This is a genomic window from Methyloceanibacter methanicus, assembly GCF_001723285.1.
Classification (GTDB): Bacteria; Pseudomonadota; Alphaproteobacteria; order Rhizobiales; family Methyloligellaceae; genus Methyloceanibacter; species Methyloceanibacter methanicus.
Genome location: NZ_LPWG01000012.1, coordinates 118258 through 138275 on the forward strand (window position 1 = coordinate 118258; position 20018 = coordinate 138275).

The following is a 20018-nucleotide window of genomic DNA, read 5'->3' on the forward strand; positions in this document are numbered from 1 at the left end:
GTAATTACGAGTCAGGCTGTTGCGATGAGCGCGCCCCCCGCACCAATCAGAACGACGGCGAGGACTTTCGCGAGCTTAGGCCCGAAAGGGGCGAGTTTTTCGATCGCCACGAAGAGCGACAGGCCTGCGATCCAAACGAGATTCATGACCCCGCCCACGAAGAGCAAGAGCATCAGGACGGCACAGCAGCCCACGCAATAGGCGCCGTGTTCAAGCCCCATGCGCCAGGCGCCCATAGGTCCAGCACGCCAATGGTTGGCGAGATAGGCCGCAGGGCTCCGGCAATGCTCCAGGCACGCTGCCTTGAGCGGAGTGAGTTGATAGACTCCGGCGGCAATGAGGAGCGCTCCCGACAGGAGCGCACTGCGAGAACTCATCATCATCGTCATGAGCCCGGCACGCTCCAACGCAAATTGAACCGCGACGGCCAAGATGCTGAAAAGAATCCACAAGCTCAGATAGCCGCCAGCGAACGAGGCGATTGAAAGCGGTGCCTCGGCACTTGCGGCTTGCTGGTCCGCACGCCGGACCACCCTCGCGTAGAGCAGCACCATCGGGGCCGCCGACGGCAACATCATCGCCACCATCATCACCGCCCACATCACGAAAGCGATCAGCCAGTAATGGGGTGTCCACGGCCAGCTCTCTCCGGCCGGAAGCGACATCGGCAACCACCAGCCGCTCATGGCCACCACGCTCATACCCGTCCCGGCGCCGGCCAGTAGCGCGAGCCAAGCCAGGAGGATCAGGACGATCAGCGCGGCAGTGACGACCGCGCTCTCCCGCCGGAGAAGGGCTTCGAGCATTTCCGCAAGTGTCCGCTTCAGGCGTGTACAATGCCTGAATTGTTCAGATGCAGGCGCGCGAACTGGCCATAGCTGTTCTCCAGCGCGAGCGGGATTGGACCCTGCGATCTCGAAGAGCCGCTACCCATCTCGGCCAGGGAATATTCGAAGCCGTTCGGCAGGTCGATCCTCGCCCGCAGTTCCGCGCCGGTCACCGGATTGCGGATCGGCTCGCCATGCATCTCGACCATCCCATCGACGCGCACCGTACCCGTCCGGGCGTCGACATCGATGTCGATATGGATAGGCTTGACCTCAGGCGGCAGCACTTCGGCGAACGTGGCCGCGAAGACGTTCCAGATCGTTTTGCCCGGTTCGGTATGTTCGCCGGACAGGATGGACAGGAGAGCGCTTCGCTGTTCCTCGGTCGCACGCTCATCGACAATGAGGAAGGCGCGGCCGTTTCCTTCGTGGATGGCCTTGGGCCAGGTGAACATCCCGATCACATTGAGGCCGCCGAGGTCGATATTGCCGAAGTGGCCTTCGTCGAAGCGGTAGGCGCCAATCGCCTGGCAATCGCCATGGGTCGGCAGTGCATTGAACTGGCAGGGACACCCGTAGTCGCAATTGCAATTGATGAACTCGACGCCTTTCAACTCCCAGTCGATCATTGCGATGTGCTCCGTGGCTCAAGAGTAGTCAGACCTGATTGGAGCATAATCCGTGTCCGGACCAGATCAACCCATGCCAAGAGTGAAAAGGCCCGGACCAAGAGGTCCGGGCCGGGATGATTATCCTAGAAAACCGTCTGCGAGACTAGGCCGTCTGCGTCTCCGCGTTGCTGGCGATGCCCTTCTCCTTCAGCATGTCCTGCAACTCGCCTGCCTGGAACATCTCGCGGACGATGTCGCACCCACCCACGAATTCGCCCTTCACATAGAGCTGTGGAATGGTCGGCCAGTTGGAGAAGGCCTTCACGCCTTCGCGCACGCCCATATCCTCCAGGACGTTGATATCTTCGTATTCCACGCCGAGATGGTTGAGGATTTGCGCGACTTGCATGGAGAAGCCGCATTGGGGCGTCGACTTCGTGCCTTTCATGAACAGCACGATGTCGTTGCCGGAGATCTGCTTGCTGATCCAGTCTTTGACGTCTTGGTCACTCATGGCTGCTGTCCTTTTCCGAACGATTACTGCTGGGGGGCGGATGTCTTCAGAGCGAGCGCGTGCAGCACGTCGCCCATGTTGCCTTTCAGGGCGTCATAGACCATTTGATGCTGCTGCACGCGGGACTTTCCGCGAAATTCCTCTGCCACGACAGATGCCGCGTAGTGGTCGCCGTCACCGGCCAGGTCTTCGATCTCGATCTTTGCGTCGGGGAAGCGCTCGAGAATCAGGCGCTCGATATCCGTGGCGGCCATCGCCATTGTCGTCTCTCCTGTCTTAGGTCCACACCAATTTAGCGCCGGACCCTGATCTTAGCGCCGCGTCATAAAGCGCGGCAACCAATCTTCATGGGCCGCGCGCAGCATCCCGAGCGGAAGCGGTGCCTCGCCGGACAAGGTGAACGTGTCGCCGCCGACCGTTCCGAGCACGCGGACCGGCACGTCATAAACCGCAGCCACGTCCACGATCGTGTCGACCTTATCCGGCGTCGTGGTGACCACATAGCGGGCCTGGTCCTCGCCGAACCAAACCGCATGGGCCGGAAGTTCGTCCGGCGCGGCTTCCAAGTCTACGCCGCGTTTGCCGGCCAGCGCCATTTCGGCGATTGCCACGAGCAGCCCGCCGTCGCTGACGTCGTGAACCGCGTCGACCGTGCCGGCCTTGATAAAGCCGCGGATCAGGTCACCAACCGAGCGCTCGCGCGCCAGGTCGACCGGAGGCGGGGCGCCATCCAGGCGATCTTCCATGACGGACATATAGATCGATTGGCCGAGGTGACCAGTCTCGCTGCCAAGGAGCAAGATCACATCCCCGTCGGCCTTGAGCGCCATGTCCGCCATTTCGGCGATATCGGCGATCAACCCGACGCCACCCACGGCCGGGGTCGGCGGAATCGCAACGCCGTTGGTCTCGTTGTAGAGCGACACGTTCCCGGACACGACGGGGAAATGAAGAGCCGTGCAGGCCTCCGCCATGCCCTCGATCGCGCCCACGAACTCGCCCATGATCTCGGGCCGCTCCGGATTGCCGAAATTTAGGCAGTCGGTGATGGCCAGCGGCTTGGCCCCGGTGGCGGTGAGATTGCGCCAGCATTCGGCGACGGCTTGCTTGCCGCCTTCGAACGGGTCGGCCGCGCAGTAGCGCGGGGTGACGTCGCAGGAGACGGCGAGGCCCTTGTCGGTCCCATGAACGCGAACCGCGCCCGCATCGCCGCCGGGCCGCTGCACCGTGTCGCCCATGACCATGTGGTCGTATTGCTCGTAGATCCAGCGCCGGGACGAAAGATGCGGCGAGCCGAGCAGGCGTTCCAGCGCGCTCAGGATGCTGGGCGGGGCTTTCACGTCCTCCGGCGCGATGGTCGGCAGCGTCTCGCGCTTCTCGAAGGGCCGCTCGTAGATCGGCGCCGCATGGGCGAGGGCGGGCAGGGGAATGTCCGCTTCGACGACGCCGTTGTGACGCGCCACGAAATGACCGGTGTCGGTGGTCTTGCCGATCACCGCGAAATCGAGCTCCCATTTCGTGAAGATGCGTTCGGCCACGGGCTCCGATCCCGGCTTCAGCACCATGAGCATGCGCTCCTGGCTCTCCGACAGGAGCATCTCATAGGCGGTCATGCCCTCTTCGCGCATTGGAACCTTGTCGAGGTCGAGATCGATACCGACGCCGCCTTTGTCGGCCATTTCGACCGACGAGGAGGTGAGCCCGGCCGCGCCCATGTCCTGGATGGCGATGATGACGTCCTCGGTCATCAGTTCGAGGCAGGCCTCCAGCAGCAGCTTCTCGGTGAAGGGATCGCCCACCTGCACCGTGGGGCGCTTCTCTTCGGAGGCTTCGTCGAACTCAGCCGAGGCCATGGTCGCGCCGTGAATGCCGTCGCGGCCGGTCTTGGAGCCCACATAGACGACGGGCAGCCCGACGCCTTTCGCCGCGGACTTGAAGATGCGGTCGGCGTCGACAAGCCCGACGCACATGGCGTTGACCAGGATGTTGTCGTTGTAGCGGGGGTCGAAATTGGTCTCGCCGCCAATGGTCGGCACGCCCATGCAGTTGCCGTAATCGCCGATCCCGGAGACCACGCCCGCAACCAGATGCCGGGGTCTGGGATGGCCGGGACTGCCGAACCGCAGCGCGTTCATGTTGGCGATGGGGCGCGCGCCCATGGTGAACACATCGCGCATGATGCCGCCGACGCCCGTGGCCGCGCCCTGATAGGGCTCGATATAGGAGGGGTGGTTGTGGCTCTCCATCTTGAAGACGGCCGCCTGGCCATCGCCAAGGCTCACAACGCCCGCGTTCTCGCCCGGGCCCTGGATCACTTGCGGGCCGGTGGTGGGCAGCTTCTTCAGCCACACGCGGGAGGATTTGTAGGAGCAGTGTTCCGACCACATCACGGAGAACACGCCGAGCTCCGTCAAGGTCGGCTCGCGTCCGAGCTCCTTCAGGAGACGCTCATACTCGTCCGGGCTGATGCCGTGCTCGGCGATCAGGTCAACGGAGAGTGCCGGCGCTTCGGACGCCATTTCGGCGGCGCCGCTCAATGGAGAGCCTCCACGAGTGAGGAGAACATGTGGATGCCGTCGGTGCCGGACAGAGCCGGATCGATCAGCCGTTCGGGATGCGGCATCATCCCCAGCACGGTGCCGGTCTCGTTGAAGATGCCCGCAATATTGCCCGACGAGCCGTTTGGGTTCGCCGCCTCCGTGACCGCTCCGTCCGCCTCGCAATAGCGGAAGGCGATGCGGTTCTCGTTTTCCAGCAGATACAGCGTCCCGGCGTCCGCGAAATAGCATCCGTCCTTGTGGGCGATCGGAAATCGCACCACCTGGTCCTGCTTGTAGTGGCTGGTGAACGGCGTGTCGTCGCGCTCCACCCGCAGCAGCACGTCCTTGCAGATGAAGCGCAAGGTCGCGTTTCGCATCAAGACGCCGGGCAGGAGCCCCGCCTCGGTGAGGACCTGGAAGCCGTTGCAAATGCCGAGCACCGGCGTGCCCGCTTTGGCGCGGCGCACCACTTCGCGCATGATCGGCGAGTGCGCCGCCATGGCGCCGGAGCGCAAATAGTCGCCATAGGAAAAGCCGCCGGGAAGCAGGATCAGATCGCTGTCGGGCAGCTCGGAGTCGCCGTGCCACACCATCGTCGGTGCGGCGCCCTTATCGCCCATGGCCGTCATGGCACCTTGCAAGGCGACAGCGGCATCGCGGTCGCAATTCGATCCCGGAAAAACGATCACGCTTGCTTTCATGAGTCTCGAAGGGCCTCGCTTCGCTTGGAGAAGGTCTCTCTTGCGCGTAAGGCGCGCGGGTTACGCCGCCTCGAGCTCATAGGCATAGTTCTCGATGATGGTGTTTGCGAGAAGCTGCTTGCACATGCGTTCGATTTCTTCGCGGGCGCGGGCCGGATCGCTTTCCGCCACTTCGACCTCGATGAACTTTCCCTGACGAACGCCTTCGACGCCGCCAAAGCCGAGCGCGTGCAGCGCACCTTCGATGGCTTTGCCTTGCGGGTCGAGCACGCCGGGTTTCAGCGTGATGGTGATGCGAGCCTTCATGGCTTCCTTCGCGTTTTCGGCGCGCGCTTCGCGACGCCTATTTGGATTGCACCAGGACGGGGCCGCTCCGGCCGGGCGTCGGGTTCTCGGTGTGCAGCCCCAGACGGCGCGCCACCTCCTGATAGGCCTCGACCAGCCCGCCCATGTCGCGGCGGAAGCGATCCTTGTCGAGCTTGTCTTGCGTGTCGATGTCCCAGAGGCGGCAGCAATCCGGGGAAATCTCGTCGGCAAGCACGATGCGCATCTGGTCGCCTTCCCACAAACGGCCGAACTCGATCTTGAAGTCGACCAAGCGGATGCCGACGCCGAGGAACAGGCCCGTCAGGAAGTCGTTGATGCGCAGCGCGAGCGACATGATGTCGTCGAGCTCGGGCGGTGAGGCCCAGCCGAAGGCCGTGATGTGCTCTTCGGAGACCATCGGGTCGTCCAGTTCGTCGGCCTTGTAGTAGAACTCCACGATCGAGCGGGGCAGGGTGGTCCCTTCTTCGAGACCGAGGCGCTTCGACAGCGAGCCCGCGGCGACGTTGCGGATCACCACTTCGAGCGGAATGATTTCCACCTCGCGGATGAGCTGCTCGCGCATATTGAGGCGCTTCATGAAATGGGTGGGCACGCCGATCTCGTTCAGCCGCTCGAAGATATATTCCGAGATGCGGTTGTTGAGGACGCCCTTGCCCTCGATGCGGTCGTGCTTCTTGTTGTTGAACGCGGTTGCGTCGTCCTTGAAATGCTGGACGAGGGTGCCGGGCTCTGGCCCTTCGTAGAGGATCTTGGCCTTGCCTTCGTAGACGCGCCGGCGACGGTTCATGTTGGGTTCCTCTTTGAGCTGCTCATGACTGTCAAACGCCAAGCGCGCGGGAGACGGGAACCCCCTGCCGCGCGCCAAGTCAGAATCGCCATCGCTGGAATCGATATAGAAATCTCGTGTCGAGATTAGCGTATGGGGGAAGGGGGTACAACGGGCCGAGAGGCCGCGCAATGCCTTTCGGCGCCTCACGGGATTTGTTGATTTGCGCCGGTTTCTTGGCTATCACCCGCCCTTGAAAGCCGGGTTTCCCCCCATAATTTAAAGACGGCGCTCCGCGATTGGCGGGGCTTTGGAGGTCGCGCCGATGACGAGCTTTAACGATCGCGAAAAGAGTTACGAGAAGAAATTCGCCCTCGACGAGGAGTTGCAGTTCAAGTCCACGGCCCGCCGGAACAAGCTCCTGGGCCTTTGGGCCGCTGAAAAAATGGGGCTTTCCGGGGACGATGCCCAGACCTATGCCCGCGAAGTGGTGAAAGCGGACCTGGAGGAGCCGGGCGAAGAGGACGTTTTCCGCAAGATCCGCGCCGATTTCGACGGCAAGAGCGTCGACCAGTCGGACCATCAGATCCGCCGCGCCATGGCGGACTTCATGACCGAGGCGGTGCGTCAAATCGAAGCCGAAGCCAAGGCCTAGCGGCCTTTCGGTCCGAAACGCCTCCGAAAGGCCGGGAGACACATGGCCAAGGACCTCTTCCGCAGCGCCGCCAGGAAGCGGCAGACGCTTTTCAACGCCTGGTCGATGCTGAACGACCCGCTTGCGGTCGAACTGATCGGCGAGGCGGGCTGGGACTGCGTCACAATCGACCAGCAGCACGGGGCGGGCGGGAACGAGACCCTGCTGTCCTGCCTCACGGCCGCGAAGGCCGCGGGCCTGCCGGCCATCGTGCGCGTGGCCAACAACGATCCCGGTCTTGTGGGCCGGGCCCTAGATGCGGGCGCGCAAGGGATCATGTGCCCGCTCATCAATGGCGTGGACGAGGCGGAAGCCTTTGTTCGGGCCGTGAAATATCCCCCAAGAGGCATTCGCAGCTGGGGGCCGTACCGGGCCAAGATCGGCGTGCCCGGCGATTACTTCAAGACCGCCAACCGCTTCACCATCGCCTGTCCGCAGATCGAGACCAAAGGCGCGCTTCGAGAGCTCGACGCCATCCTCGGGCTCAAGGGCGTGGACATGGTGTGTCTCGGCCCGAACGACCTGTCGGTGGCGCTGACCGGCAAACTCGACATCTGGGCCAAGGAGATCCAGGAGGCCATGGCCGAGGTTCTGGCCAAGTCCCGCGAGCACGGCGTCATGACGCTGATCTTCTGCAACGACATCGACTTCGCCAAGCCCCGCATCAAGGAAGGCTGGGACGTGGTGGCCATCGGCACCGACGCCGGCTGGCTGACATCCGCCGCGGCGGGTACGCTGGCAGCGGTTTCGCCAGGAAGGTGAATATCCGCTAATCTCGCGGAATGATTGTAGTTTCGCGCCATGTCGCCAGTCTCGGCATCGCAAGCCTAATCGTCTTGCCTCCCACAGCAGGGATGAGCTGCGGGCCCAAACGCACCTGCGGCGAGATGGCGAGCTGCGCCGAAGCCGTGCACTACCTCCGGGATTGCGGTCGAGGGCGGCTCGACGGCGATGGCGACGGCATTCCTTGCGAGACGCTGTGCGGCAAGGACCGCCAAACCATGGACCGGCGTCTCGGCGCTCAGCAGGCCCAGAGCCTTTTGCCGCCCTCTTACGCCTGCGGCGCCAAACGGACCTGCTCGGAAATGGACAGTTGCGCGGAGGCGCGGTTCCATCTCGAAAAGTGCGGCGTCCGCTCCCTCGATCGCGACGGGGACGGCATTCCATGCGAAGGGCTCTGCCGTTGAGTCGGACTCTCAAGGGCCACCCCCCAAGCCGCTCAAAGGATTCCGCTATTTTCCGCACGGCCCTGGACGTCGCGAGCGTTGCATCCTTGCACCAGCGCCCGAGGCATATGCGCCGCGCACACCGACAAGGGCTGGATTTGCGAGGGGCTTATGCCACTATGCCCCATCGAACCTGCGGTTTGCGCGGGCATAACGGGTGGATGGAATGGGCTTCGGACTTAGGGTCGTTATTGCAGGTTTTGTCGCTCTTTTATGGCCCATGGCCGGCGCGCTCGCGACCGAGGCGAGCACGGCGACGGCCCTGAACCTCCGCGACGGTCCGGGCACCGGCTATGCCCGCATCGCGACCATGCCCGCCGGCGATCCGGTCAAGGTCAAGGGCTGCCGCGAGGGCTGGTGCGGCGTGGTCTGGCGCGGCCGGAAGGGCTATGCCAGCCAGCGAGGCCTGGCGCTTGGCTATGCCGAGTATGCCGAATCGGTGGTGCCCGAGGTCTGGCCGGTCTTCCCGGACTACCCGTACCGGGCCGGCTACTACGCCAAGGCCGACTGGTATTTCGACATGCCGCCCTACACGGCGATCTCGCCGAAATTCTACCGCCGCCGATTCCTGATGATGGCCCAGGAGCGCGACCGCTACCGCTACGTGCCGAATATCTTCCGGGGCTCGGCGGGCTACGACGCCGGCCCCATCGGCTATATCGACACGAGTGCCGCCGCCGCCTCCTTGCGCGACCCGGAATAGCGGGGCATCGCCGCAGCGGCAGGCCAGGGGCGGTCCGTCTGGGAATGGGGTGAGGGGCTAGTCTCCGAACACGCGGGCGAAAATCTCGTCCACATGCTTGGTGTGATAGCCGAGGTCGAACTGATCGCGGATCGTCTCTTCGGACAGCGCAGCCGTCACGTCCGGATCGGCCAGGAGCTCGGTGAGGAAGTCCTTGTTTTCCTGCCAGACCTTCATCGCGTTGCGCTGAACCAGGCGATAGGCGTCTTCGCGTGAGACACCCGCATTGGTCAGCGCCAGCAAGACGCGCTGGGAGTGAATGAGCCCGCCCAGCCGGTCCATATTGGCCTGCATGCGTTCCGGATAGACCATCAAGCCCTCGATCACGCCGGTAAGGCGCGCCAGCGCGAAATCGAGCGTCACGGTCGCGTCGGGGCCGATCATCCGCTCGACGGACGAGTGCGAGATGTCCCGTTCGTGCCACAGCGCCACGTTCTCCATGGCCGGGATCGCGTAGCCGCGCACGATGCGGGCGAGCCCGGTCAGGTTTTCCGACAGAACCGGATTGCGCTTATGGGGCATGGCGGACGAGCCCTTCTGCCCCTTGGAGAAGAACTCCTCCGCTTCGAGCACTTCGGTGCGCTGGAGATGGCGGATCTCGGTGGCGAGCCGCTCCACGGAGCTGGCGATGACCGCAAGCGTCGCGAAGAAGGCCGCGTGCCGGTCCCGCGGGATCACCTGTGTGGAGATCGGCTCAGGCCGGAGGCCAAGTTTCTCGGCCACATAGGCTTCGATGCGCGGATCCACATGGGCGAACGTGCCGACGGCGCCCGAGATGGCGCAGGTGGCGACTTCCGCGCGCGCCTGGACCATCCGCGCGCGGTTGCGGTCGAACTCGGCATAGGCCTGGGCCAGCTTCAGCCCGAACGTGGTCGGCTCGGCATGAATGCCGTGCTGCGCCCGACCGTGATCGTGTGCTTGTGCTTGGGCGCTTGACGCCGCGAGCAGCCCGTCGAGATCGGCGATGAGAATGTCCGCCGCTTCCGTGAGCTGCACGTTGAAGCAGGTATCGAGCACGTCGGAGGAGGTGAGCCCGGCGTGGAGGTAACGGGCCTCGGGGCCCACATGCTCGGCCACGGAGGTGAGGAAGGCGATCACGTCGTGCTTCACCTCCCGTTCGATCTCGTCGATCCGGTCGATGTCGAAACCGCCGCGGGCCCTTGCCGCTTCCGCCGCCGCCTTGGGAATGAGCCCGAGCTCGGCCATGGCCTCGGCGGCCGTCACCTCGATCTCGAGCCAGATGCGGAACTTGTTCTCGGGCTCCCAGATGGCTGTCATCTGGGGGCGGCTATAGCGCGGAATCATAAAGGTTCAGGCCTTTCCCGGTCCCCGGGGCCTGGCGAAAGAGGGGCCGGCCGGGGCTCCGGTTTCGTTTGGAATCTAGAGCTCGACGGTCCGAGGCTCGCGCGTGCCGAACAGAGCGACGTAAACGGCCGCGCCGACAGCGAGGGCCGCGAAGCCGAGCCGTGGCGGCAGCAGCATGTCCAGCAGGAACGTGTAGAAGTCGTTCACCGATGCCCCGTACAGGCCGCCGAGTGACCAATCGGCCTGGCTCGGATACATCGCATGGATATAGGCGAAGCGCAGGAAACCGCCGAAGCTGCAGAACGCCACCAGGAAGATGAAGAGGGCGAACAGCGTCCGCATGACGAAGCCGCGATGGGCCACGAAGCGCTGGCACCACCAGGTCACCAAGGCTGCGAGCAGGCCGGCAAAGCCGACAATGCGAACCGTGTGCTGGGTCTGCGGGGTCACCACCGTGTTCATATAGTCGCCGACCATGAGGGCCCAGGTCGACACCCCGATCACGATCGCGAAAGCCGCCGCGAGAATGAACCCGACCACCTTGCTGAATGTCAGCTTTTCCATCGCAGCTTCCCCCTCCGAACACTCGATTGCAGGGGGAATATGCAAGGGAAACGCCCGGACTGCAATGGACGGTGACACGCGGGCTTGCCGCTCTGCACGCTTTGTGGTCCGATCCGCCTCCCAAAAAGAGAAAGGCAGCCGGCTCATGGCATTCGAGGACCTGAAGGCAGAACTCGCGCTTCTGATCAATCAGATGGAAAACCAGCCTGAGGATCGCCACGAGCTCTATATGCAGATTCGGGAAAAGCTGAACGAGATGCGGGCCTTCGGCATGCCCGTGCCCGAGGACCTGGTGCGGCTCGAAGAAGAGCTGGAAGCCGAATTCGCTGCGGCGCAAGCGCCGAAGAAGGGTTAGCGCGGCGCGGGCGCCTAGTCCGCGGGCGTTCCATCCGGCGCCTGGTCGATCTGCGCGTAGGCCCCGTTCGACCAGCGATAGACCGCATAAGGCGGCAGGCTCGGATCGCCCTTGTCGTTGAACTGGAAATCGCCGATCACCGACTTGATCGTGGCGTCGTTCAGCGCCGCGACCACGGCCGGCGCGTCGGTCGTGCCCGCCTTCTCGGCCGCTTCCGCCCAGGCCTGGATGGCCGCATAGGTGTAGAGCAGGTAGCCTTCCGGCTCGATGCCTTGCGCCTTCAAGCGCTTGACCACATCCGCCGCGGCCGGATTGCGCCTCGGATCGGGCGAGAAGGTCATCACGGTGCCTTCACCGGCCGGGCCCGTGATGGACCAATATTCCTGGGTCACGAGCGCGTCGCCACCCATCAGGACCGTATCCATGTCCTGGTCGCGCATCTGGCGCAAGATGAGCCCGGCCTCGGTGTGATAGCCGCCGAGGAACAGCGCATCCACGCCGGCGAGCTTCAGCTTGGACACGAGCGCCGAATAATCCTTCTCGCCGGCCGTGATGGATTCCCGGAACACTTCCTGGACCCCGGCCGCGTTCAGCGCCTTCTTCACCTCGTTGGCGAGGCCGCGCCCATAGGCCGTCTTGTCGTCGATGATGGCGATGTTCTTGTCGCCGAAATGCTCGGCGAGATAGGCGCCCGCGACCTCGCCCTGCTTATCGTCGCGGCCGCACACGCGGTAGATGTTCGGTCCCGCGCGCTGGTCCGTCAGAACCGGGCTGGTGGACGCGGGCGAGATCATCACGAGATTGCTTTCGGCATAGACGTTTGCCGCGGGGATCGACGAGCCGGAGCAGAAATGCCCGGCCACCAGTGCGACGTTGTCGCCGGCCATCTGGTTCGCGACCGCGACGGCCTGTTTGGGGTCGCAGGCATCGTCGCCGATATGCAGTTTGAGCGTCTTGCCGAGAACGCCGCCGGCGGCGTGATATCGGCGACGACCGTCTCGCCGCCCGCCGTCATCTGGGTGCCGAACGAGGCGTATTGGCCGGTCTGGGGACCGGCCACCGCCACGTTGATGACGTCGGGATCGTCCTCGCCTTTGCAGGCCGCGAGCGCGAGGCCGCAGGCGGCAACGGCGAGCAGGGAAATCAAACGCATCATGCCGGTCTTCCTTCGGTGAGTGGCGTCCCTAACGTAGTGAAGGCGCGCGCCTACGCCAAGCGGCCGGGGCCTCCAGGCTACCGGGCCTTCCAAGTGAGCGGGCTCGTCCGTTCGTAGAGCCAGTGATACTGCGTCACCATCTGCGTCGTGCGCATGGTGCGGTAGCCGAGCAGCCCCGCCGCCAACAGTACCCCATAGGCGACCGCGTAGTAGTAGGGGGACAGCAGCGTTCCGTCGAACAGGGCGTAGTTGAAGAACCGCACCGCCGCGGCGAGCAGCGCCATGTAGAACAAGAGCCGCCAGAGAGGTCTCCAAGCCCGCGCCAGGCCGCGTCCCGACAGGAACGCGGCGCCGCCGCCGATGAGCAGCGTCAGGACGACGAAGACGCGCAAGCCGTCGTCGGTGATCCAGGGGGTTATCGTCTGGGCGAGCGTGCTCACGATGAGACCGGCTCCTCGGCCTCGCTCGCGGCCCCGTCGAGATAGGCGCTGCGCACGTCTTCGGAGGCCAGCAGCTCCGCGCCTGTCCCGGTCATGGTGATGCGTCCGTTGACCATCACGTAGCCGCGGTCGGCGAGCTTGAGGGCGTGATAGGCGTTCTGTTCCACTAAGAATACGGTCAGACCGTCCGCGTTGAGGGCTTTGATCGCCTCGAAGATCTGTTTCACCACGAGCGGGGCCAGACCGAGCGAAGGTTCGTCGAGCAAGAGAAGTTTCGGCCGGCCCATCAGGGCGCGGGCGATGGCGAGCATTTGCTGTTCGCCGCCGGAGAGCGTGCCGCCGCGCTGACTGGCCCGGTCCTTCAGCCGCGGGAAGAGGGCGAACACGCGCGCGAGGTCGGCCTCGAACCCGTCGGGTGCGTTCGCGACGATGGCGCCCATTTGCAGGTTCTCCATCACCGTCATGCGTCCGAAGATGCGGCGCCCTTCCGGCGCCTGGCAAATGCCGAGCCGCGCGATCTCGTGGGTCGGGCAGCGGGTGATGTCCGCGCCGTCGAAGAGCACGCGGCCTCGGCTTGCCCGCGGCCGACCGCAGATGGTCATCATGGTCGTCGACTTGCCGGCCCCGTTGGCGCCGATCAGGGAGACGATATCGCCCGGCCGGACCTGGAGGCTGACATCGTGCAGGACGGGCAGCCGGCCATAGGCGGCCGTGACGCTCTCGAGGGCCAGCAGGGACGCGCTCATGGCCGGGCCTCCAGCGCTTGCGCGTCCTCGTCCGACACGCCGAGATAGGCCGCGATCACATGCGGGTCGTTGCGCACGTCGCTCGGGGTGCCGTCGGCGATCTTCTTCCCGTAGTCGAGCACGATGACGTGGTCGGAGATCCGCATGACCACGCTCATATCGTGCTCGATGAGGAAGATCGCGGTGCCGTCCGTCTCGCGGATCGTCTGGAGCAGCGCGTTCAACGCCTCGCTCTCCCGCGCGTTGAGGCCGGCCGCGGGCTCGTCGAGGCACAGGAGCTTGGGCCTCGTGCACATGGCGCGCGCGATCTCGAGCCGCCGCTGATCGCCGTAGGGAAGGCCGCCCGCCGCTTCGTCGGCGCGGGGTAAGAGACCGATCCGGTCGAGCCAGGATCGCGCAAGATCGACGGCGTCCTGTTCGGCGCGGCCGAACTGGCCGAGGCCGAGAATGGCCCCGAAGGAGAACCCGGAGGCGCGCGACAGCACGTTGTGTTGCGCGACAAGGAGATTCTCCAGAACCGTCATGCCGGGAAACAGGCGGATGTTCTGAAACGTCCGGGCCACGCGGGCGTCCGCGTTGATCTCGTAGTCGGACAGGCGCTCCAGATAGAACGGATCGCCGCCGTCGGCATCGAGCGTCAGCATGCCTTCCGTCGGCTTGTAGAACCCGGTGATGCAATTGAAGACCGTGGTCTTGCCGGCGCCGTTGGGGCCGATCAGCGCGGTGATGTCCTCGCGCCCCACGGAGAAGGACACATCGTCCACGGCCGTCAGCCCCCCGAACCGCATGGTCAGGTGCTCCACGCGGAGGATCGGGTCGGTGTCCCAGGGTTTGGCGCCGCCTTCGCTCATCCGCGCCCCTGCCGCACGAGATCGCCGGAAATGGTGTCCGCATCGCCAAGCGCGATTGTGGGCGCGCGGGAGGACACGAGCCCCCGCGGCCGCCACACCATGATGCCCACCATGGCGATGCCGAACAGCAGCATGCGGTAGAGGGCCGGGTCGAACTCGTCGCCGAAGATCGCCTGAAGTCCGGCGGTATGGCGCAGCGCTTCGAAGCCGCCGACCATGACCACGGCCGCGATGGCGACGCCGAGCTGGCTGCCCATGCCGCCGAGGACGACAATGGCGAGAATGATCGCGGACTCGATGAAGGTGAAGCTCTCCGGGCTGACGAAGCCCTGCCGGGTCGCGAAGAAGCAGCCCGCCAGTCCGCCGAACATGGCACCGGTCGCAAACGCGCTGAGCTTGGTCAGTGTCGTGTTGATGCCGAGCGAGCGGCAGGCGATCTCGTCCTCGCGCATGGCCTCCCAGGCTCGTCCCACGGGCAGGCGCCGCAGACGCAAGGTCACGAGATTGGTGAGAAGAGCCAGAACCAGAATGACGTAATAGAGGAAGATCAGCGCGTAGAGGCCGTCATACGGCACGCCGAAGAACTTGCTGAAGGTCATGCCTTCGGCGAACGGCGAGAAGGGCAGGCCGAAAAATGTCGGCTTCGGAATGCCCGCGATGCCGTTCGGACCGCCGGTCACCTCGGTCCAGTTGAGCAGGACGATGCGGACGATCTCGCCGAAGGCCAAGGTGACGATGGCGAGATAGTCGCCCCGAAGCCTCAAAACCGGAAATCCGAGAATGACGCCCCAGAGCGCGGCCGCCGCGCCGGCGATGGGAAGGCACATCCAAAATCCGAAACCGAAATGGGTCGCCAGCAGCGCGAAGGTGTAAGCGCCGACGGCGTAGAAGGCCACATAACCGAGGTCGAGGAGGCCTGCGAGCCCCACCACGATGTTCAGCCCCCAGCCCAGCATCACATAGGTGAGGATCAGGATGGACAGGTCGAACCAGTAGCGGAGCGGCAGGCCCAGGTGAAAGACGGACTCCAGTGCATAGGATACGATCGGAAAGAACAGCGCGAAGGCGATGCCGCACGCGATGAAGATCTGCGCGTAGGGCAGGTCCGGAAACCGTTGCAGGATCGCCCGGCGCAACAGGCCGAGTCCCACGAACAGGAGCACGACCGTTCCGAGGACGCCGTAAACCGCCTCCTCCAGCACGAGTCCCGTGACGATCCACGCCGCGCCGAAGATACAGGTCACCGCATATGTCACGAGGTCGCGTCGTTCGAACGGCTCGGACGTGAAGAGTTTGGCAAACGGCGCGGCGAGCGGATACTCGGCCTGCCACACGAACAGGTTCAGCGCGAGGCGGCCGAAGAACACGATGGCGACGACCGTCAGCAACAGGCCCGGCCGGGCTCCAGCGTCAGGCCCGTCGCGCCGTCCACGGTGCGCAAGCCCAGAAGCAGCGAGAACAGCGCGAAGGCAATGATCGCGGCGAGCGCGGAATCGCTCAGTGCCGAGACAAATTTCTGGCCGCGGGTTTTGCCGGTTTCCGCCAAGCGTTACACCTTTTCGACCTCGGGCCGGCCCAGCAGACCCGTCGGGAAGAAGATGAGGACGATGGCGAGCATCGAGAACGCCGCCACATCCTTGTACTCGATGGTGAAATAGGCGGACCAGAACGTCTCGATCAGACCGATGACGAGGCCGCCCAGCATCGCGCCGGGAATGGAGCCGATGCCGCCGAACACCGCCGCCGTGAACGCCTTGATGCCGACGATGAAGCCGATGAAGAAATCGATCACGCCGTAATAGAGGAGATAAAGCAGTCCGGCGACGGCGGCGAGGCCGGCTCCCAGCACGAAGGTCAGCGAAATGGTGCGGTCCACGTCCACGCCGGACAGCGCGGCCATCAGCCGGTCCTGCTCGCACGCGCGCTGCGACCGTCCGAGCGCCGTCCGGTTGATCAGGAGCCAGAAGGCGCCCATCACCAGAACCGTGGTCGCGACGATCAGGATCTGGATGTTCGACACGATGACCGTGAACGAGCCCTGCTTGAACAGCTCGTAGCCGCCGGTGATCACGGGCTGGAGCGGCTTCACCCGCGCGCCTTGCGCGATCTGGATGAAGTTCTGCAACACGATCGACATGCCGATCGCCGTGATGAGCGGGGCGAGGCGGAAGGACTCCCGCAAGGGCCGATAGGCGACCCGCTCAACGGTCCAGCCCCAGACTGAGGTGAGCCCGATGGCGATGATGAGAACGAGAAGCAGGGCCAGCGGAATTGCGGTGACGCCGATGGCGGTGAGCGCGAGAAACGCAATCAAGGCGATGAACGCTCCGACCATGAAGATGTCGCCATGGGCGAAGTTGATCATGCCGATGATGCCGTACACCATCGTATAGCCGATGGCGATCAGGCCGTAGATCGAGCCCAGTGTCACGCCGTTGATCAGCTGCTGCAGGAAATAAGCCATGGATGCCTGCCGCGCCTTCCCCCGTTGGGCTATGCAGACTCATAAGGAGATGCGCGTGCGCCCCATGCGTGCACGCCCCCAGGCGAGCGAAACGCGGGCCCGCGCGCTACGTCCTTATCTTTCTAGCAAGAAGGGCATGTCCTGTGCATGCCCAAATTCAGAGCAACAGGTGCGAACCGTCGCAATAGGGCGGGTCGCCCGTGTCCTTGCAGCCACACAGTAGCGCCGTTTCCGTGCGCTCGGCGGTGAACATCAAAGGCTCGATGCCCGTGCCCGCATGGGAGCCGTCGCAAAAAGGTTGCTTCTTGCTGCGTCCGCAGCGGCACCACGCGTAGCGTTTGCCCTCTTCGAGCTCAACTTGATAGGGGTTGAGCTGTGGGCGTTCCGGCTCTTCGGTCATTTAACTTTCCCAGCTTATGTATCACCCAGTAGCCTGATCCTGCTTAGCCAATTCGGCATGGGGTGACAAGGAAGCGGCGCCGGGTGCCTTAAGAAGGCGTTTGGTTTCTTGGGCTTTGGTCTGAGCTGAGTCAGCCGTTCGCGCGAATCCGCGCAAGGAAACGATTTTTTGGAAGACCCCTTGAGTCCGACGCCCATCCGCATCATTAAGGGCAGGCGGCTGTTTTCGGCCTGCGCCGTCCGATTCCCTAAGGGCGGCAGCGCAGGCGAAAGCGGCGCGTGGGCGCAGCGGGGGCGTGGCGAATCTGGAGGCCACCCGTGGCTGAACTGATCTTTGCACTTTTGGCGCTGGCGCTGTTTTTCGCGCTGGCGATGAACCGTGCCTCTTTCCGGACGTGGGCGGTCGCCGTTGCGATCTACACGCTGGCTCTTCAAATCACCTTCGGATTCCCGCTCTGGTCCTTCGCCGGATGGATCGTGGCCGGGCTGCTTTATGCCTTGGGCCTGCCGGGCGTGAAGCGCACCTACATCACCAAACCGGTCTTCGGGGCCTTGAAGGGCGCGATGCCCTCCATCTCGAAGACCGAGCGGGAGGCGCTCGAAGCGGGCACGACCGGCTGGGACGCCGAACTCTTCAGCGGGCGCCCCAACTTCGCGAAACTCCGCAACGTCGCGCCGCTCACGCTGACCGACGAGGAGCGCGCGTTTCTGGATGGGCCCACGGAGGAATTGTGCCGGAAGATCGATGATTGGCACATCCGCCACGACCTGCACGACATCCCCGAGGAGATCTGGCAGTTCGTCCGCGAGAAGGGCTTTCTCGGCATGCTCATTTCCAAGGAGCATGGCGGGCTCGGCTTTTCGGCGCAGGCGCAATCGCTCGTGCTCGGCAAGATCTCGACCAAGAGTCCGGACGTCTGCATCATCGTGATGGTGCCGAATTCGCTCGGGCCCGGCGAGCTCATCGAGAAATACGGTACGGCGCAGCAGAAGGCGCACTACCTGCCGCGCCTGGCCAAGGGCGCGGAGATCCCGTGCTTCGCGCTCACCGGGCCGTTCTCCGGATCGGATGCGGCGTCCATGCGCGACGTGGGCATCGTCACCAAGGGCATGCATGGCGGCGTTGAGACGCTCGGCGTCAGCCTCACCTGGGACAAGCGCTACATCACGCTCGCGCCCAAGGCCACGCTGCTCGGTCTCGCGTTCCGGTTGTTGGACCCGGACAATCATCTGGGGCAGGGCGAGGAGATCGGCATCACCCTTGGGCTGATTCCGACCGACCATCCGGGCGTCGAGACCGGACGCCGACATCTGCCTTCGGGTGCCGCCTTTCCCAACGGTCCGACGCGGGGGCGCGACGTCTTCATTCCCATGGAGTGGATCATCGGCGGCCCTGACCGCGCGGGCCAGGGCTGGCGCATGCTGATGGAATGTCTCGCGGCCGGGCGCTCGATCTCGCTGCCCGCCACGAGCGCAGCCGCGGCCAAGGCCGTGGCGCGGCACAGCACCGCTTATGCACGTGTGCGCAAGCAGTTCGGATTGCCGATCGGCTTCATGGAGGGGGTCGAGGAGCCGCTCGCCCGCATCGTCGAGAATGCTTATGGGCTGGAAGCGGCCCGCGCCGTCACCGCGTCCATGGTCTCCGCCGGCGAGAAGCCCGCGGTGATTTCGGCCTTGCTGAAATACATGTCGACCGCGCGCATGCGCGGATCCGTGAACGATGCGCTCGACATCCATGGCGGACGGGGCATTTGCGACGGCCCGTCGAACTATCTGCAGAGCGCCTATCAGATGGTACCCGTGGGCATCACCGTGGAAGGCGCGAATATCCTGACGCGCTCGCTGATCGTCTTTGCCCAAGGGGCACTGCGCAGCCATCCTTATCTGCTCGCCGAGATCGAGGCGCTGAACGACGAGGGCCGCGCGCGCGGGCCTCGACCGCTTCGAGACCGTGTTCGACGATCACCGGGCCTTCCTGTTTTCGAACGCGACGGGGCGCTGTTCCATAACGCGACGTTGGGGTTCTTCGCCGCCGCGCCCGTGGATGCGGGCGAGACGAAGCGCTGGTGGAAGCAGTTGTCGCGCGCCGCCCGGTCGTTCGCGCTCGTCGCCGACACGACCGTCGCGTTGCTCGGCGGCGGCCTGAAGACCAAGCAGAAGATCACCGGCCGCATGGCCGACGCGCTGGCGGAACTCTATCTGCTGTCGTCGATCCTCAAACGCTACCAGGACGACGGACGCCAATGGGCGGACCGCAAGCTCGTGGACTATTGCGCGCAGAATTGCCTGGCGCGGTTCGATATTGCCCTGCGCGGCGTGATGGACAACTTCCCGGTCCGTTGGGCGGCCTGGATCATGGGGCCGCTGGTGCTGCCTTTCGGCGCGCGGCGCCCCGCGCCGGACAAGGACGCCAAGGCCATCGTGCGTCAGGCCCTGGAGCCGGGCGCGTTCCGGGACCGTCTGACCCGCGAGATCTACCTGTCCGAGGATCCGGACGAGGCGGTGGGTCTGCTCGAACTGGCGCTTGCGAAGACCATCGCCAACGAGGAGGCGGAGAAGAAACTGGAGCGCGCGATCCGCAAGGGCGAGGTGCAACGCTTCCATGATCGCGACTGGATCAAGGAGGCGGAAACGAAAAACATCCTGAGCGCCGAGGAAGCCCGCGAGCTGGCGGACTTGCGCGACCTCGTCGCCCGCGTTATCGCCGTGGACGAGTTCCCGGCCGAGGACCTTGCCCGCAACGGGCGGTCCGGCGCCTCTTCCAATCAGCACCTGGCCGCCGAGTAGAAC

The 20018-nt window shown here is 64.6% G+C and carries 25 protein-coding genes; 7 read left to right on the forward strand and 18 right to left on the reverse strand.

Annotated elements, in window-relative coordinates; all coding sequences use genetic code 11:
• Window positions 1–11 precede the first annotated feature (11 nt).
• The 8 genes from AUC68_RS10225 to purC all read right to left on the reverse strand — a co-directional run bounded on the left by AUC68_RS10225 (window position 12) and on the right by purC (window position 6307).
• Window positions 12–806, reverse strand: a complete 795-nt coding sequence (locus AUC68_RS10225) for a DUF2182 domain-containing protein (RefSeq protein ID WP_069437557.1) — start codon at window positions 804–806, stop codon at window positions 12–14.
• 17 nt (window positions 807–823) lie between these two features.
• Complete coding sequence (locus tag AUC68_RS10230) at window positions 824–1462, reverse strand: DUF1326 domain-containing protein (protein WP_204377025.1); 639 nt, start codon at window positions 1460–1462, stop codon at window positions 824–826.
• A gap of 139 nt (window positions 1463–1601) precedes the next feature.
• Entirely contained in the window at window positions 1602–1952 is a 351-nt protein-coding gene (gene grxD / locus AUC68_RS10235) for a Grx4 family monothiol glutaredoxin (protein ID WP_069437559.1), read from the reverse strand.
• 23 nt (window positions 1953–1975) lie between these two features.
• Entirely contained in the window at window positions 1976–2212 is a 237-nt protein-coding gene (locus AUC68_RS10240) for a BolA/IbaG family iron-sulfur metabolism protein (RefSeq protein WP_069437560.1), read from the reverse strand.
• A gap of 51 nt (window positions 2213–2263) precedes the next feature.
• On the reverse strand, window positions 2264–4471 hold the full coding sequence (purL, locus tag AUC68_RS10245) for a phosphoribosylformylglycinamidine synthase subunit PurL (protein ID WP_069437561.1): 2208 nt from the start codon (window positions 4469–4471) through the stop codon (window positions 2264–2266).
• 14 nt (window positions 4472–4485) lie between these two features.
• Window positions 4486–5193, reverse strand: a complete 708-nt coding sequence (gene purQ, locus AUC68_RS10250; protein WP_069437562.1) for a phosphoribosylformylglycinamidine synthase subunit PurQ — start codon at window positions 5191–5193, stop codon at window positions 4486–4488.
• A gap of 60 nt (window positions 5194–5253) precedes the next feature.
• Window positions 5254–5499 carry a phosphoribosylformylglycinamidine synthase subunit PurS gene (gene purS, locus AUC68_RS10255; protein WP_069437563.1) on the reverse strand — a complete coding sequence of 82 codons (246 nt, stop codon included), beginning with the start codon at window positions 5497–5499 and terminating at the stop codon, window positions 5254–5256.
• 37 nt (window positions 5500–5536) lie between these two features.
• Complete coding sequence (purC, locus tag AUC68_RS10260; RefSeq protein ID WP_069437786.1) at window positions 5537–6307, reverse strand: phosphoribosylaminoimidazolesuccinocarboxamide synthase; 771 nt, start codon at window positions 6305–6307, stop codon at window positions 5537–5539.
• 304 nt (window positions 6308–6611) lie between these two features.
• Here purC and AUC68_RS10265 point away from each other — a divergent pair, with 304 nt between their 5' ends.
• The 4 genes from AUC68_RS10265 to AUC68_RS10280 all read left to right on the forward strand — a co-directional run bounded on the left by AUC68_RS10265 (window position 6612) and on the right by AUC68_RS10280 (window position 8909).
• Window positions 6612–6941: a DUF1476 domain-containing protein gene (locus AUC68_RS10265; protein WP_069437787.1), complete on the forward strand. Its 330-nt coding sequence runs from the start codon at window positions 6612–6614 to the stop codon at window positions 6939–6941.
• Window positions 6942–6983: 42 nt separating this feature from the next.
• Window positions 6984–7742, forward strand: a complete 759-nt coding sequence (locus AUC68_RS10270; protein ID WP_069437564.1) for an HpcH/HpaI aldolase family protein — start codon at window positions 6984–6986, stop codon at window positions 7740–7742.
• 74 nt (window positions 7743–7816) lie between these two features.
• A complete protein-coding gene (locus AUC68_RS17235; RefSeq protein ID WP_244500481.1) occupies window positions 7817–8167 on the forward strand; it encodes an excalibur calcium-binding domain-containing protein in 351 nt (116 codons plus the stop codon).
• Window positions 8168–8426: 259 nt separating this feature from the next.
• On the forward strand, window positions 8427–8909 hold the full coding sequence (locus AUC68_RS10280; RefSeq protein ID WP_069437565.1) for an SH3 domain-containing protein: 483 nt from the start codon (window positions 8427–8429) through the stop codon (window positions 8907–8909).
• Window positions 8910–8966: 57 nt separating this feature from the next.
• Here AUC68_RS10280 and purB read toward each other — a convergent pair whose 3' ends face one another.
• Entirely contained in the window at window positions 8967–10253 is a 1287-nt protein-coding gene (gene purB, locus AUC68_RS10285) for an adenylosuccinate lyase (protein WP_069437566.1), read from the reverse strand.
• Window positions 10254–10328: 75 nt separating this feature from the next.
• A complete protein-coding gene (locus AUC68_RS10290) occupies window positions 10329–10817 on the reverse strand; it encodes a hypothetical protein (RefSeq protein WP_069437567.1) in 489 nt (162 codons plus the stop codon).
• Between the two features lie 145 nt (window positions 10818–10962).
• Between AUC68_RS10290 and AUC68_RS10295 the strand changes: the two genes are divergently transcribed.
• Window positions 10963–11172: a hypothetical protein gene (locus tag AUC68_RS10295; protein WP_069437789.1), complete on the forward strand. Its 210-nt coding sequence runs from the start codon at window positions 10963–10965 to the stop codon at window positions 11170–11172.
• 14 nt (window positions 11173–11186) lie between these two features.
• On the opposite strand, the gene AUC68_RS10300 is transcribed toward AUC68_RS10295, so the two are convergent.
• The gene (locus tag AUC68_RS10300; RefSeq protein WP_342027480.1) at window positions 11187–12209 is read right to left on the reverse strand and encodes a branched-chain amino acid ABC transporter substrate-binding protein; all 1023 of its coding nucleotides are present in this window, start codon (window positions 12207–12209) and stop codon (window positions 11187–11189) included.
• Between AUC68_RS10300 and AUC68_RS18375 the strand changes: the two genes are divergently transcribed.
• Entirely contained in the window at window positions 12111–12347 is a 237-nt protein-coding gene (locus tag AUC68_RS18375; protein ID WP_342027477.1) for a hypothetical protein, read from the forward strand. The genes AUC68_RS10300 and AUC68_RS18375 overlap by 99 nt on opposite strands.
• 58 nt (window positions 12348–12405) lie before the next feature.
• On the opposite strand, the gene AUC68_RS10305 is transcribed toward AUC68_RS18375, so the two are convergent.
• From AUC68_RS10305 to AUC68_RS10330, 7 genes are all read right to left on the reverse strand, one after another.
• On the reverse strand, window positions 12406–12768 hold the full coding sequence (locus tag AUC68_RS10305) for a DUF6867 family protein (RefSeq protein WP_244500482.1): 363 nt from the start codon (window positions 12766–12768) through the stop codon (window positions 12406–12408).
• Entirely contained in the window at window positions 12765–13514 is a 750-nt protein-coding gene (locus AUC68_RS10310) for an ABC transporter ATP-binding protein (RefSeq protein WP_069437568.1), read from the reverse strand. Before AUC68_RS10310 ends, AUC68_RS10305 begins: the two co-directional genes overlap by 4 nt.
• A complete protein-coding gene (locus AUC68_RS10315; protein WP_069437569.1) occupies window positions 13511–14365 on the reverse strand; it encodes an ABC transporter ATP-binding protein in 855 nt (284 codons plus the stop codon). The genes AUC68_RS10310 and AUC68_RS10315 overlap by 4 nt, the downstream gene beginning before the upstream one ends.
• Window positions 14362–15753 (reverse strand): high-affinity branched-chain amino acid ABC transporter permease LivM, encoded by a 1392-nt coding sequence (gene livM / locus AUC68_RS10320; RefSeq protein ID WP_244500483.1) that lies wholly within the window; start codon window positions 15751–15753, stop codon window positions 14362–14364. The genes AUC68_RS10315 and livM overlap by 4 nt, the downstream gene beginning before the upstream one ends.
• Window positions 15747–15911 (reverse strand): hypothetical protein, encoded by a 165-nt coding sequence (locus tag AUC68_RS16805; protein WP_158008292.1) that lies wholly within the window; start codon window positions 15909–15911, stop codon window positions 15747–15749. Before AUC68_RS16805 ends, livM begins: the two co-directional genes overlap by 7 nt.
• Window positions 15912–15914: 3 nt before the next feature.
• Window positions 15915–16829, reverse strand: coding sequence for an ABC transporter permease subunit (locus AUC68_RS10325; RefSeq protein ID WP_069437570.1), 915 nt, complete (start codon window positions 16827–16829; stop codon window positions 15915–15917).
• A gap of 157 nt (window positions 16830–16986) precedes the next feature.
• Window positions 16987–17229 carry a CDGSH iron-sulfur domain-containing protein gene (locus AUC68_RS10330; RefSeq protein WP_069437571.1) on the reverse strand — a complete coding sequence of 81 codons (243 nt, stop codon included), beginning with the start codon at window positions 17227–17229 and terminating at the stop codon, window positions 16987–16989.
• A gap of 317 nt (window positions 17230–17546) precedes the next feature.
• Here AUC68_RS10330 and AUC68_RS10335 point away from each other — a divergent pair, with 317 nt between their 5' ends.
• A complete protein-coding gene (locus tag AUC68_RS10335) occupies window positions 17547–20015 on the forward strand; it encodes an acyl-CoA dehydrogenase (RefSeq protein ID WP_083240626.1) in 2469 nt (822 codons plus the stop codon).
• Window positions 20016–20018: the final 3 nt, after the last annotated feature.

What these genes read in the sequence shown, in the direction of transcription:
- AUC68_RS10225 (WP_069437557.1), bottom strand. Translation starts at nt 806, where the DNA reads ATGCTCGAAGCCCTTCTCCGGCGGGAGAGCGCGGTCGTCACTGCCGCG.
- grxD (WP_069437559.1), bottom strand. Translation starts at nt 1,952, where the DNA reads ATGAGTGACCAAGACGTCAAAGACTGGATCAGCAAGCAGATCTCCGGC.
- AUC68_RS10240 (WP_069437560.1), bottom strand. Translation starts at nt 2,212, where the DNA reads ATGGCGATGGCCGCCACGGATATCGAGCGCCTGATTCTCGAGCGCTTC.
- purL (WP_069437561.1), bottom strand. Translation starts at nt 4,471, where the DNA reads ATGGCGTCCGAAGCGCCGGCACTCTCCGTTGACCTGATCGCCGAGCAC.
- purQ (WP_069437562.1), bottom strand. Translation starts at nt 5,193, where the DNA reads ATGAAAGCAAGCGTGATCGTTTTTCCGGGATCGAATTGCGACCGCGAT.
- purS (WP_069437563.1), bottom strand. Translation starts at nt 5,499, where the DNA reads ATGAAGGCTCGCATCACCATCACGCTGAAACCCGGCGTGCTCGACCCG.
- purC (WP_069437786.1), bottom strand. Translation starts at nt 6,307, where the DNA reads ATGAACCGTCGCCGGCGCGTCTACGAAGGCAAGGCCAAGATCCTCTAC.
- AUC68_RS10265 (WP_069437787.1), top strand. Translation starts at nt 6,612, where the DNA reads ATGACGAGCTTTAACGATCGCGAAAAGAGTTACGAGAAGAAATTCGCC.
- AUC68_RS10270 (WP_069437564.1), top strand. Translation starts at nt 6,984, where the DNA reads ATGGCCAAGGACCTCTTCCGCAGCGCCGCCAGGAAGCGGCAGACGCTT.
- AUC68_RS10280 (WP_069437565.1), top strand. Translation starts at nt 8,427, where the DNA reads ATGGCCGGCGCGCTCGCGACCGAGGCGAGCACGGCGACGGCCCTGAAC.
- purB (WP_069437566.1), bottom strand. Translation starts at nt 10,253, where the DNA reads ATGATTCCGCGCTATAGCCGCCCCCAGATGACAGCCATCTGGGAGCCC.
- AUC68_RS10290 (WP_069437567.1), bottom strand. Translation starts at nt 10,817, where the DNA reads ATGGAAAAGCTGACATTCAGCAAGGTGGTCGGGTTCATTCTCGCGGCG.
- AUC68_RS10295 (WP_069437789.1), top strand. Translation starts at nt 10,963, where the DNA reads ATGGCATTCGAGGACCTGAAGGCAGAACTCGCGCTTCTGATCAATCAG.
- AUC68_RS18375 (WP_342027477.1), top strand. Translation starts at nt 12,111, where the DNA reads ATGCAGTTTGAGCGTCTTGCCGAGAACGCCGCCGGCGGCGTGATATCG.
- AUC68_RS10310 (WP_069437568.1), bottom strand. Translation starts at nt 13,514, where the DNA reads ATGAGCGCGTCCCTGCTGGCCCTCGAGAGCGTCACGGCCGCCTATGGC.
- AUC68_RS10315 (WP_069437569.1), bottom strand. Translation starts at nt 14,365, where the DNA reads ATGAGCGAAGGCGGCGCCAAACCCTGGGACACCGACCCGATCCTCCGC.
- AUC68_RS10325 (WP_069437570.1), bottom strand. Translation starts at nt 16,829, where the DNA reads ATGGCTTATTTCCTGCAGCAGCTGATCAACGGCGTGACACTGGGCTCG.
- AUC68_RS10330 (WP_069437571.1), bottom strand. Translation starts at nt 17,229, where the DNA reads ATGACCGAAGAGCCGGAACGCCCACAGCTCAACCCCTATCAAGTTGAG.